This is a genomic window from Salinivibrio sp. ML290, from assembly GCF_001995695.1.
In the GTDB taxonomy this organism is placed as follows: domain Bacteria; phylum Pseudomonadota; class Gammaproteobacteria; order Enterobacterales; family Vibrionaceae; genus Salinivibrio; species Salinivibrio siamensis.
The window spans coordinates 319200-334234 of the sequence record NZ_MUEY01000001.1 but is presented as its reverse complement, the minus strand read 5'-3'; the positions used below and the strand labels follow the sequence as shown (position 1 = coordinate 334234).

The 15035-nt window shown below is 51.8% G+C and carries 11 protein-coding genes; 2 read left to right on the top strand and 9 right to left on the bottom strand.

What is annotated here, in order from left to right:
• Positions 1 to 16 precede the first annotated feature (16 nt).
• The 4 genes from BZG23_RS01615 to apbC form a co-directional block, all read right to left on the bottom strand.
• A complete protein-coding gene (locus BZG23_RS01615) occupies positions 17 to 2155 on the bottom strand; it encodes an AsmA family protein (protein WP_077605939.1) in 2139 nt (712 codons plus the stop codon).
• Between the two features lie 124 nt (positions 2156 to 2279).
• Positions 2280 to 2867 (bottom strand): dCTP deaminase, encoded by a 588-nt coding sequence (dcd, locus tag BZG23_RS01610; protein WP_077606015.1) that lies wholly within the window; start codon positions 2865 to 2867, stop codon positions 2280 to 2282.
• A gap of 118 nt (positions 2868 to 2985) precedes the next feature.
• Positions 2986 to 3630: a uridine kinase gene (gene udk, locus BZG23_RS01605; RefSeq protein ID WP_077605938.1), complete on the bottom strand. Its 645-nt coding sequence runs from the start codon at positions 3628 to 3630 to the stop codon at positions 2986 to 2988.
• 141 nt (positions 3631 to 3771) lie between these two features.
• Positions 3772 to 4890 carry an iron-sulfur cluster carrier protein ApbC gene (apbC, locus tag BZG23_RS01600; protein ID WP_077605937.1) on the bottom strand — a complete coding sequence of 373 codons (1119 nt, stop codon included), beginning with the start codon at positions 4888 to 4890 and terminating at the stop codon, positions 3772 to 3774.
• 157 nt (positions 4891 to 5047) lie between these two features.
• On the opposite strand from apbC, the gene metG reads away from it, so the two are divergent.
• Entirely contained in the window at positions 5048 to 7084 is a 2037-nt protein-coding gene (gene metG, locus BZG23_RS01595; RefSeq protein WP_077579221.1) for a methionine--tRNA ligase, read from the top strand.
• Positions 7085 to 7329: 245 nt separating this feature from the next.
• Complete coding sequence (locus tag BZG23_RS01590) at positions 7330 to 8130, top strand: hypothetical protein (protein WP_077605936.1); 801 nt, start codon at positions 7330 to 7332, stop codon at positions 8128 to 8130.
• 42 nt (positions 8131 to 8172) lie between these two features.
• Here BZG23_RS01590 and serS read toward each other — a convergent pair whose 3' ends face one another.
• The 5 genes from serS to lrp all read right to left on the bottom strand — a co-directional run bounded on the left by serS (position 8173) and on the right by lrp (position 14995).
• Positions 8173 to 9459 (bottom strand): serine--tRNA ligase, encoded by a 1287-nt coding sequence (serS, locus tag BZG23_RS01585; protein ID WP_046073517.1) that lies wholly within the window; start codon positions 9457 to 9459, stop codon positions 8173 to 8175.
• Positions 9460 to 9532: 73 nt separating this feature from the next.
• Positions 9533 to 10849 (bottom strand): replication-associated recombination protein A, encoded by a 1317-nt coding sequence (locus BZG23_RS01580; RefSeq protein WP_077605935.1) that lies wholly within the window; start codon positions 10847 to 10849, stop codon positions 9533 to 9535.
• A 17-nt stretch (positions 10850 to 10866) separates the two neighbouring features.
• Positions 10867 to 11496, bottom strand: coding sequence for an outer membrane lipoprotein chaperone LolA (gene lolA / locus BZG23_RS01575; protein WP_443216269.1), 630 nt, complete (start codon positions 11494 to 11496; stop codon positions 10867 to 10869).
• Positions 11497 to 11512: 16 nt separating this feature from the next.
• Complete coding sequence (locus BZG23_RS16890; protein ID WP_077606013.1) at positions 11513 to 14266, bottom strand: DNA translocase FtsK; 2754 nt, start codon at positions 14264 to 14266, stop codon at positions 11513 to 11515.
• 234 nt (positions 14267 to 14500) lie between these two features.
• Positions 14501 to 14995 (bottom strand): leucine-responsive transcriptional regulator Lrp, encoded by a 495-nt coding sequence (lrp, locus tag BZG23_RS01565; protein ID WP_046073519.1) that lies wholly within the window; start codon positions 14993 to 14995, stop codon positions 14501 to 14503.
• Between the last annotated feature and the right edge of the window lie 40 nt (positions 14996 to 15035).

Here is a 15035-nt window from a genome sequence, read left to right as displayed (position 1 = left end):
ATAGCTTGTCAGCCGATCACTGAAATAAATTAAGGAGTTTATCTGCCGTCTCTTTGACCTTATCGTCATCCGCTTTATCACCCAGTAGCTTTTTCAACCCTCGTTGCGCCTCTTTGCGGGCTTTTTCTTCCAACGCGTTATTACTGCTGAGTAGCTGCTTAATGTTTAGTTTATAGCTCGGCGATTGCCAGGTACCGGCCACCGTCACTGGGATAGTGACATCACGCAGTTCATCAATATCTTTACCGCCCTGGCCTTTACTGGTCTCAACCACCGAGGTATAGACATTAAAATCGAGTGTCTCTTGTAACAGATCGGTTTGTCCGTCACTACGTACCCGAAGCGCGGGCGCTTCCAACAGTAAGTCGGTGGTGCGAGCCATGCCGTTACCTAAGGTAAAGCTCGCAGTGAGTGCGCTAAAGTCTGTTTTACGTACTTCATTGGCGGCCGCTGCCGACTCACCTTTCAGCGTCGCTTTCGCCTCTCTGAGCATCTGTGCCAAGTTTATCCCATTAATCGCGCCATCTTCGAAGAAAATAGCGACACTGCCTTGAATCGCTTGACGTAATGCATACGGCGACAAACCTTTGCCCTGTACATTGATATCGACGTTACCCTTACCCTCTAAAAGATCAACCTGGGCAGCGTCTTCCAGCAGCGGAAGCACTTGGATCCCACGTGCTTTTTTACTCACCTGATAGCGAGCGGGCGTTTGCGTAGCATCTAACATCCCTTGCACAACCACGCTGCCTTCATAGGCTTGCGTCGTCAGCTCTGACACGTCGACCTTGCCACGGTCGATGGCCACCGTCGCGCGTGTTTGCCCTAAGGTAACGTTACTCACAGTAAGCCCTTTCATTGCCAGTGAGCCGGCAATATCTAGCGTCTTCAACACACTCAAATCAGGCTCTTCTTTGCTCAGTGGCGCCGCTTGCGTACTCGGGCTGGATTTATCATTAGAGCCAGATTCACTATCGTTTGCAGATTGATTAGGCGCTGCATTGTCTGTCGGTATCAGCGTATCGAGGTCAATATGGTTGGTATTCAGCGCAAAGCGAACTTGGGGGATCTCCGTCAATTTAACTGCCACTTTGCCATCCACCACAACATCATCGTCGTTTAATCGGCTGATCAATTCACTGACCGTCAACGTTTGCTGGTTGATGTCAAACACAATATCAGCGGCTAGCGCTTGGCTAAGCGACTGGTTGGGGATAGGCTCGCCAGACACCGTCGTGAGCATGTCTAACCCCTGAACCGTGATCTTATCTTGCGTCGTTGCGATAGTGACCTGGGCTTGCCCCGAGCTTTCAACGTCGATGTCTGCGGTTTGCGCGTTGATATTAAAGCCCAACTGCGCCGCCTCACCCAGCGCCAAACGATCGAGGGTGAGGTTCGCTTGTTCTAGGGTCAGTGCACCTTGCTCGGCGGAGAGCGTCAACGCCAGTTTGCGCATCTGGCTTTGTATCAGGTCACTGGCCAATTTCAAATCACCTTGACCTTCCAGCTCAACGCGAGCGTCATTTTGCTCGCCGCGCAACGACACTGACAGTGGCGTCCACACATCCGTCGCCAGATTGCCCACCTCAAGATCCACATCGCGCAACGCTGTCATGGTGCCCGCTTGGTCATCTTTGACGACCACACTCGCGTTGGCCACACTGAGCCCTTGTAGCGATACGTTCCACGCCTTTGCCTCGGTGCTCGTGCTATCAGCGGATGAGCCTGATTGTGGCGCTGGCTCAGCTAGAGGCTCAGCCGTCGGCGATGTCGAGATGAGGTTGCTCTCCCCATTACTCAGGGTTTGAATAAACACATGTGGGTCTTGCAATGTAATTTCGCCGATCTGCAAGGTTTGCGACATCAAAGGCAACACATCGACAGAGAGGCGGGCTTGAGATAAGCGCATCAAATCGGGTTCATCAAAGCCGGGGCGATTTTTTATCGCGACATCCTCGATTGAAAAACCCAAACTTGGCCAAAACTGCCAAGCAATGTCGCCACCGATCACCATGTCATAGCCTGTCTGTTTTTTAACTTGCTCGACCAACAATGGCTTAAACTGGTTAGGATTAATGGTGGCGAGCAAAGCGGCGATGCCACCCATGACGACCACCACCAAAACAGCGAGAGTAAGGGCGATTTTTTTTATCATTGCAAGATGCTCCTTGTGCGTAACAGGCGATACCACTTACGAGAGATACCCGCATTATCGACCATGATTTCGCGATCGGGTTCCACGTTAACAAAAAAATGCGCCCGTAGGCGCATTGCAATCGTTAAACCTTGTCTTGGCTAATGCGAGAGGCAACTGCCCCTTGCTGATTTTTATACTTTGCGTTGTCGCGTTTGTTATACGGCTTATCAGCCGCGCCCGACATAGGCTCAAAACTTAACGCACCAATCGGCATACCGGGTCGTAGCGCCAAGGGCAAACGACCATTGTTATAGAACTCCAGCACAATACGGCCCGACCAGCCCGGGTCAATCCGGTGCGCAGTCACATGCACCATCAGCCCCAAACGTGCCAACGACGAGCGGCCATCAAGCCAGCCGACGATATCGTCAGGCAGGGTCACCGCTTCATGCGTGACAGCAAGCGCGAGCTGGCCTGGATGAAGATAAAAAGCCTCACCATCAGCAATCTCAATTTCCTCACTCATCACACGTTCAAGCTGGGCATTGACCTCTTCTTTCGGGCCAGACAGATCGATAAATGCTGCGCCGTGGTCATTAAACACCCGAAATTGATTGCCCAAAGTCACATCCGCCGTCACACCAGAAATCGACGCCTCTGCCGGACGTGGCTCAATTTTGATGCGGCCATCATCAAGGTGTTCTTTGATATGCCTGTCGCATAGTCGCATCGGATAGTCCTCACGGTTAATAGATGGGGCGATACATTCACGCACCGCATTCATTTAGCTTGTTGTCCACTGCATAAAAAGCAGCGAGATTGAGGTCAGTGAAACCATCATACCCAAATCAGGCTTTCAGTAATCGCGCGATATGCGCTTTTAACACATCAATCGCAATGCGGTTTTTACCCCCGCGTGGCACGATAATATCGGCATATTGCTTTGACGGCTCAATAAACTGCATAAACATAGGGCGGACCGTCTTCTGATATTGTTCCATCACAGAGTCCATCGTGCGCCCACGTTCAGCCACATCACGTTTCATGCGGCGCAACAAACAAATATCAAGGGGAGTATCCATAAAGACGCTAGCATGGATAAGATTGCGCAGGCGTGGATCGGTTAGCAACAGGATCCCTTCCAAAATGATCACCTTTTTGGGTGTCATGGTGGTGGTTTCATCCATGCGGGTATGCTCTGAGTAGCTGTACACAGGCACATCGACAGACTGACCCGCCGCGAGGCTTTCTAGGTGCTCGCAAAGCAAGTCATGGTCTAGCGCTTGTGGATGGTCATAGTTGGTTTGTACGCGCTCTTCCATGCTGAGATGGCTTTGATCTCGGTAATATCTATCTTCCGTGATCACGCCGATTTGATGATCGCCGACTTTTTCCTTTAATTCCTTATAAATGGTGCTAGCGATCAGGCTTTTACCGGAAGCAGAGGCACCTGCTATGCCGATAATAACGCATTGGTGGTTGTTGTCACTCATAATATGAATACCCAGAGGAAGCTTGGCGGAATCTACATAAACCGCCTGATTATAGGGAGTTGAAGCCGCTGGCGCCAGAGAAAATCACGCTTCCCTGACTGACCCGCTGCTTTAAGCCTGCGATAGCTGCACGTTGCTCAATCAGGGCGACACCGTTTGTACGCTTATTTGTTCAGGGCGCGTTTCCCCTTGCCAGTAAAGCTGACTGGCGACGGTGGCGGCCATTTGACGATAGACAGCAGCATGCTCACTGTCAGGGCGCGCCACCATACTCGGTGTGCCTGCGTCTATGTCCTCACGAATCGCGACATGAAGCGGCACTTGAGCTAACACTGGCACGCCTTGCTCACGAGCCATTTTCGCTGCACCACCAGTACCAAAAATCGCTTCATGATGACCGCATTGTGAGCAAATATGGTAGCTCATGTTTTCAATTACCCCGAGAACCGGCACCTGTACTTTCTCAAACATCGCCACGCCTTTAATCGCATCAGCCAGTGCGAGATCCTGTGGCGTGGTAACCACCATCGCTCCCGTCACCGGAAACTGCTGCGCCAAGCTAAGCTGAATGTCACCGGTGCCTGGTGGCATATCAACTACCAAATAATCAAGTTCGGGCCAGCGGGTTTCATTGATCAATTGAGCAAAGGCTTTCGAGGCCATTGGCCCACGCCACACAGTGGCATTATCAGCGGGCACCAGGTAACCAATTGAATTAGAGGCAATGCCATGACGCATCACAGGCTCCATCAATTTGCCATCATGGGTTTGCGGCTCGCTGTCTTTAGCGCCGAGCATAATCGGGAGCGATGGGCCATACACATCCGCATCGACAATGCCCACCGATGCCCCTTCCGCCTGCAGTGCCAGTGCCAAATTGACCGCCGTCGTCGATTTACCCACGCCGCCTTTGGCCGAGCTCACCACTAACAGGTTTTTCACCCCTTTGACAGGCGCCTTATCACCACTTTTTAACGGCGCCACTTTCTGTGTCAGTTGAAACTGCTGCGCCAATGTCGTCGACTGGGCATTCAGCCAGTCATTGAGCGCCTGCATCACTGACGCCGCTGCAAATGGAAACGTCACTTTAAAGCCGTGTTCAGCCACGCTCACCCAATGTGGTTGGCTTGCCCACTGCTCCACCAAACGCGGATGTGAAAACTGATTCAATAGACTCACTGCTTCATCCACATTGGTCAGCGGGGCGGCCGTGTCTTTTTTTTGTTTTTGTGCTTTTTTCTTTTTAGAGCCAAACAACATGCATCACCATCCCATTGATTAAAATATATTAGGCCGGATAGCTAACGTTTAACGGATAAACAGCCTCACTCACGGCCTGCACTAGGCAAGGCATATCGTATCAGGTAAGATTTCCGCAATCATTCCATTCATATCATAAGAGCGAACAAACAAGATTATGGCTGCAAACCCACGGAAAATTCTGGTGACCTGTGCGCTGCCTTATGCGAACGGCTCAATTCATTTGGGCCACATGCTCGAGCATATTCAAGCAGATGTATGGGTGCGCTATCAGCGCCTACGTGGCAACACGACTCACTTTATTTGTGCCGACGATGCCCACGGCACCCCCATTATGTTGAAAGCACAGCAAATGGGTGTCGAGCCAGAAGCCATGATCGCTGGCGTGCAACAAGAGCACCAAGCTGACTTTGATGGCTTTGATATCAGCTTCGATAACTATCACAGCACCCACAGTGATGAAAACCGTGAGCTCGCCTCGTTTATTTATACTCAGCTCCGCGATAAAGGTTACATCACCAGCCGTACGATCTCTCAGCTGTTTGATCCGGAAAAAGAAATGTTCTTGCCGGATCGCTTTGTCAAAGGCGAGTGTCCAAAATGTCACGCCGACGATCAGTACGGTGACAACTGTGACAACTGTGGTGAGACCTATACCCCAGCAGAGCTGATTAACCCACGCTCAGCGGTGAGTGGCGCCACGCCCGTAATGCGTGACTCTGAGCACTTCTTCTTCGATTTGCCGCAATTTGAGCAAATGCTGAATGAGTGGACAAAGTCCGGCTCACTGCAAAGTGAAATTGCCAACAAAATGAATGAGTGGTTCGAAACCGGCCTTCAGCAGTGGGATATCTCACGTGATGCCCCTTACTTTGGTTTCGAAATTCCTGATCAACCCGGCAAGTTTTTCTACGTTTGGCTTGATGCGCCGATTGGCTATATGGGGTCATTTAAAAACTACTGTGACAAACGCGGCGACATCGACTTCGACGAGTATTGGAAAGCCAACAGCGACACCGAGCTATATCACTTTATCGGCAAAGACATTGTTTATTTCCATAGTTTGTTCTGGCCAGCCATGCTCGACGGTGCCGGTTTCCGCAAGCCAAATAACGTCTTCGTGCACGGTTATGTCACCGTCAATGGCGCGAAAATGTCCAAGTCGAAAGGGACATTCATTAAAGCGAGCACTTACTTAAAACACCTTGATCCCGAATGCTTACGCTATTACTACGCCGCCAAGCTCAACAGCCGTATTGATGATCTCGATTTAAGCTTGGATGACTTTATCCAGCGTGTGAATACCGACATTGTCAACAAAGTGGTCAACTTGGCCTCTCGCAACGCGGGTTTTATCAGCAAACGCTTTGACGGCCAGCTGTCGCCCGTTTGCTCTGAGCCTGAGCTTTATCAAACCTTTATCGATAAAGCCGAGCACATAGGGGAACTCTACGAGGCACGCGAGTTTAACCGAGCGATCCGTGAGATCATTGCGCTTGCCGATAAAGCGAACCAATACGTCGACGAGAAAGCCCCTTGGGTCATCGCCAAAGAAGACGGTAAAGACGCCGAACTGCAAGCGATTTGCTCGGTGGGTATTAACTTGTTCCGAGTGCTGATGACCTACCTAAAACCTGTGATGCCAAAACTGGCCGAGCGTGCGGAAGGCTTTTTAAACGACACCTTAACGTGGGAGAGCATTGCGACCCCGCTGACTGGCCATCAAATCACCAAGTTCAAGGCGCTATTTAACCGAATTGATCCAAAAGCGGTCGATGCCATGATTGCTGACAGCAAAGAAGATGTCGCGACTGAAGAAGCAGCGAAAGCAAGCGCGCAAGGGCCACTTGCCGATGAACCACTCGCGGATGAAATCGAATTTGGTGATTTTGCTAAAGTCGATCTGCGTGTCGCTAAAATCCTTGAGTGTGAAGCCGTGCCAAAAGCGGATAAACTGCTCAAATTCAAGCTCGATATTGGCGGTGAAACACGTCAGGTTTTCTCTGGGATCAAATCGGCCTACAAGCCGGAAGATCTGGTGGGCAAGCACACCGTGATGGTCGCCAATTTAAAACCAAGAAAGATGAAGTTTGGTATGTCAGAAGGCATGATTTTAGCGGCCGGCCCTGGCGGGAAAGAGATTTGGATCTTAGAGCCTCATGAGGGCGCCCAGCCAGGTATGCGGGTCATGTAACCTTGCTGCCTCGTCAATTTGCACAAGCAGAGAATAAAGAGCCCAGTCGGGCTCTTTTTTTGTCCAATGGGTGCCATCCATCGATTCTCCCCTGCACTACGAGGGAGCAATCACGCCCAAGTAAGGTGCGCAATAAGAGCACATCCACGCGCCAGTCATTGCGCTACAAGGCGTGATTAACCTCTCAATTTTGGCATGCTTCATGCTCCGCTCTGTATACGCGGAAGCCATAGCAAGGAGAGCATATGGGATGGTTAGTGATGATAGGAATACTGGCGCTCACGATTACTAGCGTGGTGGCGGTCATCGTGTATCGTCAACGACCGGATTGGCGATTGCATCAACTGCATGAGTTACGAGCTTTGCTCCAGCATGCAGGTTACCTCGCCACCCAACCGCGCGTCGATCCGTATGACTATCAACGATTGCTGGATCAAACACGTCAGTTACACCACTTGGTACCCCATGCGCAAAAGCCAATGTATCGGCTTTTTTTCCATCACCTTCACGCCTTGCCACAATATGATGATGTGACCCAGGCCAAGATGAAAAACCGCGCCTTGCAGCACCTAGCGTACTTGGTGGATGAAGCCATCCCGCCGGTGTTAATTGCCTGTGGTGATGACCACACCCTCGCGGCTTACCAACAAATTTGGTATGCCGTGTTAGAGCTACTTCAAGCTCGCCAACGCTTTTCCTACGCGTCAATACAACTGGAGAACGCAACGCCCAATGCGCACCAGTCCCTAAGCTTACAACAACAAATACTCACCAAGCGCTTAGCACAACTGCGCGACCTTGAATTGGGCGATGCATTCACCGATAAGATAGATCAGGTTATCTCACAGCTTGATGATGTACACACCTTGTCACTCAATCGCCGCCTGGCGCTGGCACAGCAAGTTAACGCCGTGATGCTGGATGCACTCGATACCTTTCTGGCTGCGCTGCTCGCCCGCTTTCCTACACCAGAAGATGATATCTTCAATACGCTGTCACCCATCAATGATCCACACCATCAAAGGTTCAACCATACACAGCAATAAAAAAGCCGGCGCAAGGCCGGCTTAATAGCAACACGATGACACTTACCCAATATGAGTCTGTCCACCCATGTATGGACGCAATACCTCAGGGATTTCAATACGGCCATCTGCTTGTTGGTAGTTTTCCAAAATAGCTACCAAGGTACGGCCCACCGCCAAGCCTGAACCATTCAAGGTATGCAACAGCTCAGGCTTTTTCTCACCTTTACGGCGGAAACGCGCCTGCATACGGCGAGCTTGGAAATCCATGGTGTTTGAGCACGATGAAATCTCACGATAGGTGTTTTGTGCTGGCAACCAGACTTCTAGGTCATAGGTTTTCGCCGCACCAAAACCCATGTCGCCTGTGCAGAGCAACACTTTGCGGTATGGCAAATTGAGCAGTTGTAACACCTTTTCTGCATCGGCAGTCAAAGATTCAAGTGCTTCCATCGACTCTTCTGGCTTAACCACCTTCACCAACTCAACTTTGTCGAATTGGTGCATACGGATAAGACCGCGCGTATCGCGACCATACGAGCCAGCTTCTGAACGGAAACACGGTGTGTGTGCCGTCATGCACAGCGGCAAATCGGCTTCATCGATGATCTCATCACGTACCATGTTCGTCAGCGGCACTTCCGCGGTTGGGATCAACGACATGCCCACCCCTTCTTCCGTCGCCGGCTGGGTGTGGAACAAGTCTTCACCAAATTTCGGCAGCTGACCGGTGCCATACAAGCTGTCCGCATTGACCAAGTAAGGCACATACATCTCAGTATAACCGTGCTCATTGGTGTGCAAGTCGAGCATAAATTGCGTGAGCGCACGGTGCATACGCGCCATTTGCCCTTTCATCACGATAAAACGAGAGCCAGACAGCTTCACTGCACTGGCAAAATCAAGGCCACCGGTGAGTTCACCGAGGTCGACGTGATCTTTAATCTCGAACTCAAATTGACGGGGCTCGCCCCAGCGTGAGATTTCCTGGTTCTCAGATTCATCTTTACCGCTTGGTACGTCGGCCGCAGGAAGATTGGGCACGCTCATGACCACGTCATTCACTTTTTGCTGGAGTGCCGCGAGCTCCGTTTTCGCCGCATCCAATTCATCACCAAGGTTTGATACTTCTTCTAGCAATGGTGCAATGTCTTCACCCTTTGCTTTAGCCTGGCCAATGGACTTCGATCGGGAATTACGCTCAGCTTGCAGTTGTTCGGTGCGAATTTGCAGCGCCTTACGTTGTTCCTCGAGTTCACGCATAGCGTCAACATCAAGCGTAAAGCCACGACGAGCGAGTTGTTGAGCGGTTTCTTCCAGCTCAGTTCGAAGTAATTTGGAATCCAGCATGCTAATCCTGTGCTTTCGGGTTATTGACTGTAAATTGACGAAGTTAAACCTTACCCAAAAAGGGTAAATTTGCCTAGCGCTTTTGCGGGCTTTTTGCATCTTGCTCAGCGAGAAAGGCGAGCTTTTCGGCGATTTTAATTTCTAGCCCACGATTGACGGGCTGATAGTAACGCGCCTCGCCAAGCTCTGGGGGCAGATAGCGCTCGCCCGCCGCATACGCATTGGGCTCATCGTGGGCATAGCGATAGCCATCACCGTGTCCCATTTGCTCCATCAATGCTGTTGGTGCATTACGAAGGTGCATGGGAACGGGCGCGTTGGCGGTGTCTTTCGCGTCACGCAAGGCTTGTTTCCACGCGGTATACACCGCGTTGCTTTTCGGGGCGCTGGCCAAATACACCGCGGCTTGTGCAATGGCGCGCTCACCCTCCGAAGGCCCGACGCGGGTAAAGCAATCCCATGCGTTCAGTGCCACCTGCATCGCGCGCGGATCGGCATTACCGACATCCTCAGAGGCTATCGCTAACAAACGTCTTGCCACGTAAAGCGGATCACCTCCCGCGCTCACAATGCGTGCATACCAATACAGCGCGGCATCGGGACATGAACCACGCACTGATTTGTGAAATGCAGAGATCAAGTCATACCACGCATCCCCCTGCTTATCGAACTGTGCCACTTTTTCACCGGCCACGTCTTTAAGCATCGGCATCGTGATTTGGCCATCGGCCATGTCTGCCAACATTTCCAGTAGGTTTAACGCCATACGTGCATCACCACTGCACGCTGCCGTTAACGCCCTTTTAACGCCATCATCAAAGACCAGGGACTGCTCACCGAGCCCACGTTGTGAGTCGGCAAGTGCTTGATCAATCACCGCTTCCAAATCGCTCTCGTCAAGGCTGGTTAAACGATACACACGGGCACGCGATAGCAACGCGTTATTAAGCTCAAACGAGGGGTTTTCCGTGGTGGCACCAATAAACGTGACCGTTCCCGCTTCCACATGGGGCAAAAACGCATCCTGCTGACTTTTATTAAAGCGGTGCACTTCATCCACAAACAGAACGGTACGAATACCAGCTTGCTTGTTTTGCTCTGCGCGTCCAATCGCCTCTCGGATCTCCTTGACGCCATAGGTCACAGCCGAGATTTGTTCCAGCTCTGCGTTGGCTTGGCGCGCGGCAATATCGGCGAGCGTGGTTTTACCGGTCCCCGGAGGCCCCCAGAAAATCATCGAATGGAGGGAGCCAGACTCAATCGCCCGGCGAAGCGGTTTACCCTCGGCGAGAAGATGACGCTGACCGATGTACTGGTCAAGCGTGAGTGGCCGCATACGTGCGGCCAGTGGGCGAAAATCGTCTGCAAAATCAAGCGGTAAGGTCGACACAGTCACCTCCGAGGCAATTATCTTGGTTGGCGCTGATCGTCGAGCATCACTGAGTCGGGTGGCGTAAACGAAAACACGTCCGACGCCGGTGCTTGTCGGCTAAATTGGCTCAGCGTGAACTGGCTTTGTTGCCCATCTTGCTCAACCACAGTAAAGCCGGTCAAGGTACCATCCGGCTTCACGGTGACTTCAAATTCGCCAATCGTGCCTGTGGTTTTTGGCGTTAGGGTAAAGGTGTCAGCCTCTTGGGTGATTTGATAAGCCTGCCAATCACTTGGCTGATTGCGTGTCAGTAGGACAAACGGCGTTTGTGCCGTAGCATCCTCCAACCACATCGCCGTCACTTGCTCAACAAATGGGCTGTAGTACCAGAGCGTCTCGCCATCGGAAATCATGATGGTTTCGTCTGGTGAGGTCGTGGTCCAGTTAAACAAGTTTGGCCGCTGAATCGCCAACCGCCCTTTTGCTTGATGAATCACCTCTCCTTCTGGGCTTTGCACTGTTTGGGAAAACTGCGCACTAAAGGCGTCAACCTGACTCAAGCGATCCATCAGGTGTTGTTGTGCCTGCGTTTTCGCCTGCACCGACAATGCAAGAAGTAGAGACAGCACCACCATTAGGTGGCGGATAGCAGAGAATCGAGTCATGAAACCTTCCATTCGATCAATCTTTGGGTGGCGGTGGCGCGATGACTTCGCGATTACCATTATGGCCTGGTGAGCTTACGACACCATGTGCTTCCAGTTGTTCCACAATACGCGCCGCACGGTTGTAGCCAATTTTAAACCGGCGCTGCACACCAGAGACAGAGCCTCGGCGGCTCTCGGTGACAAATTCAACCACTTGGTCGAAAAGCTGGTCCAACTCTTCCCCATCTCCGCCTGAGGGCGCTTCACCCGGCAACAAGCTATCAGAGCCTTGATCCCCTTTGGTTATTTCGTCTAGATACTGTGGCTTACCACGTGCTTTCCAGTTATTCACCACACGGTGAACCTCTTCATCACTGACAAAAGCGCCATGTACGCGGATGGGGTGGTTGGAGCCATTGGGCATAAAGAGCATATCACCCATCCCCAGTAACGACTCTGCGCCGCCTTGGTCGAGGATAGTGCGTGAATCTGTCTTAGTAGACACCGTAAACGCCATCCGCGTTGGAATGTTGGCTTTGATTAAGCCTGTAATCACATCAACGGACGGACGCTGAGTGGCAAGCACAAGGTGAATCCCCGCTGCCCGCGCTTTTTGTGCTAGTCGCGCAATCAGTTCTTCCACTTTTTTGCCCACGACCATCATCAAATCGGAAAACTCATCCACGACCACCACGATATACGGTAATTTCTCGAGTTTAGGCGCCGATTCGTCCATCGAATCACCCGGTTTCCAGAGCGGATCGGGGATAGGGTTATTGGCAGCTTCAGCCGCCTTCACTTTTTCGTTAAAGCCTTTTAGATTTCGCACCCCAAGCGCCGACATCAGCTTGTAACGACGCTCCATCTCACCAACACACCAACGCAGGGCATTGCCAGCGTCTTTCATGTCGGTCACGACCTCTGTCAACAGGTGTGGGATCCCCTCGTATACCGATAGCTCGAGCATTTTAGGGTCAATCATGATAAAGCGCACGTCTTCGGGTGAGGCTTTATACAACATGCTCACCAGCATGACGTTCACGCCCACCGACTTACCCGAGCCTGTGGTACCGGCCACCAGCATATGTGGTGCCTTCCCCAAATCAGTGATAATCGCTTCACCCGCGATATCATTCCCCAGCACCACCGAAATAGGCGAGTGGCTATTCTTAAAACGTTCGCTTCCAATCACTTCGGACATAAACACCGTCTCCCGGTGCTCATTGGGAAGCTCAAGACCAATGTAGGGCTTCCCTGGGATCACTTCGACCACACGCACTGCCGTGGTCGACAAAGCACGCGCCAAGTCTTTGGATAGGCCAGAAATGCGCGAGACTTTCACCCCAGGGGCCAAGTCAAGCTCAAAACGGGTGATAACTGGGCCTGGGTACACGCCAACCACTCGCGCCTGGACTTTAAAATCTTCTAACCGTGCTTCAACCAAGCGGGCAATCTTCTCAAGCTCTTCACGCGTCGCCTGCTCTGCAGTATGGCGAGCGGGATCGAGTAGATCGAGGGTCGGGAAAGGCTCTGTCGGCGTGGGTAAATCCGGCTCATCTTTTACCAGGAAAGGATGGTCGAGCCCCGCCGCCTGCTGTTGAGCCTTTTGCGCTTGGCGAATGGTTTCTTGGAAGGGATCGTCATCCTCATCCGCGCCACTACTCGCTTGTTCTGCACGCTCAAGCTCGGACAGTCCATCTTGATTGCCATAGGTTGTGTCGGCGTGGCGAGACGATGAGGCTGAAGGCGCTTCATCCGCTTGCGAGTGGTCACTCATTTGCTCCGCTGATGCGCTGATCGCCTCTGTGTCCTCTACCTCAACATCCGATGACGAGAAAGATGGCACTTCGTGCTCGATCGCGATATCCCACTGCCCTAGCGTCGGTTCACTAGGTTGATCGCTCTCATGGGCCACGGATGCCGCATCGCCTGCGGATGAATAATCGGTCGCTGGTACATCGGTTTCCGAACGCGCTTGTCCACCAAAAATAATAGGCGACGCAGCCTGGTTCTGTGTGTGCTCATCATTGGTGGTACGCTCCGCCTTATCCGGCGCTGACGGCGTCAGGCGACGTAAATCACTGAGCTCCATGGGTTCAGATGCATTGGCTGCGGTACTCTGTGTCTCGGTGTCTGGCACGCCTAACTCGGTCGGCGCGTCACCACGAATCCGATTCACCGCCCACGTCACACCGTTGAGCGTCATCGCGCCAAGATGGTCAACAATGGTTAACCAAGAAATACCGGTAAAAAGGGTAAAGCCGGCCGCCCAACCAAACAGCATTACCAAGGTCGTGCCTAATACGTTAAATAGCGGCAGCGCCAAACTGTTGGTGACATCCCCCATCACGCCACCAGAGGAAAAATGCCAAAAGTCGTCAAAATTCAAATCGGCCAACGAGCAGCTGGTTAAAAACAGGATGAACAGTCCTAATATGCGCGCACCGATAATGGTGTAATTAATCGGTTCATCGTCGCTGCGGCGACGCAAGAACACCCACCCTCCGAGGATCGCCGCTGGAGGCAGCGGATACGCTAAGATGCCAAACGAAAAGAAGAGACTGTCGGCGAGCCATGCGCCCATGGCACCCGCCGCATTGTGCACATCACCATGCCAGGCAGTTTGCGACCAGGATGGGTCGGCCGGATTAAAAGACAATAGGGCCACCATGGTGAACACGGCTGCCGCGAGTACCAGAATAAACCCACACTCTTTTAATCGCTGAACGCCATCTAAACGCGCTTTAGCACGAGCCGCTTTGGGCTCCCGACGTAAAGAAAACTCCATCATCACCTGTTTAATACCGTTCTTGAACCGCATTCCTCATCCTACTTTGAGGCTTGCTCATGTTGCCCTGACTTTATCACATTCATGCCGTGAGGGCAGGCATGATGCATGTTTACGCCAAATCTTTACCGAGATATCACACAATCTTATGCTATCCGCACAAAAAATAAGCCGAGCATGACGCTCGGCTTCAGTCTCGATAGGTGGTGCATCGCACCCCTTTTCATCACCTGGCTAACGGGTATGGATAACCAGATGATTGCTCTGTTTAACCTCTTCCATCACCACATAGGTACGGGTGTCATTCACGCCGGGCAAACGCAGCAAAGTTTCACCCAATAACTTGCGATAAGCCGACATATCCGCTACTCGTGTTTTAAGCAGGTAGTCAAAATCCCCTGACACCAACGAGCACTCTTGAATGTCCTCAAGCGTTTGCACCGCTTTGTTAAATTGCTCGAACACATCAGGCGCGCCGCGGTTGAGTGTGATTTCGACAAACACCAACAGTGATGCATCTAAATACTGGGGGTTAAGCAGTGCCGTATAGCCAAGGATATAACCTTGACGCTCAAGACGTCGTACACGTTCTAGACAGGGGGTAGGAGAAAGACCAACACGTTTTGATAACTCAACGTTAGAGACTCGCCCATCCTTTTGGAGCTCGTTCAGGATGTTGCGGTCAATGCGGTCCAATTCCTTGGAGGGCTTTTTTTTGGTATCTACCATTTTTTATTCCACCTTGTTACTTCCTTGCAAAAAGATATAC

Excerpts from the sequence above, each read along its gene's own strand:
- BZG23_RS01615 (WP_077605939.1), bottom strand. The coding sequence starts at position 2,155 with ATGATAAAAAAAATCGCCCTTACTCTCGCTGTTTTGGTGGTGGTCGTC.
- dcd (WP_077606015.1), bottom strand. The coding sequence starts at position 2,867 with ATGCGACTATGCGACAGGCATATCAAAGAACACCTTGATGATGGCCGC.
- udk (WP_077605938.1), bottom strand. The coding sequence starts at position 3,630 with ATGAGTGACAACAACCACCAATGCGTTATTATCGGCATAGCAGGTGCC.
- apbC (WP_077605937.1), bottom strand. The coding sequence starts at position 4,890 with ATGTTGTTTGGCTCTAAAAAGAAAAAAGCACAAAAACAAAAAAAAGAC.
- metG (WP_077579221.1), top strand. The coding sequence starts at position 5,048 with ATGGCTGCAAACCCACGGAAAATTCTGGTGACCTGTGCGCTGCCTTAT.
- BZG23_RS01590 (WP_077605936.1), top strand. The coding sequence starts at position 7,330 with ATGGGATGGTTAGTGATGATAGGAATACTGGCGCTCACGATTACTAGC.
- serS (WP_046073517.1), bottom strand. The coding sequence starts at position 9,459 with ATGCTGGATTCCAAATTACTTCGAACTGAGCTGGAAGAAACCGCTCAA.
- lolA (WP_443216269.1), bottom strand. The coding sequence starts at position 11,496 with ATGACTCGATTCTCTGCTATCCGCCACCTAATGGTGGTGCTGTCTCTA.
- BZG23_RS16890 (WP_077606013.1), bottom strand. The coding sequence starts at position 14,266 with ATGGAGTTTTCTTTACGTCGGGAGCCCAAAGCGGCTCGTGCTAAAGCG.
- lrp (WP_046073519.1), bottom strand. The coding sequence starts at position 14,995 with ATGGTAGATACCAAAAAAAAGCCCTCCAAGGAATTGGACCGCATTGAC.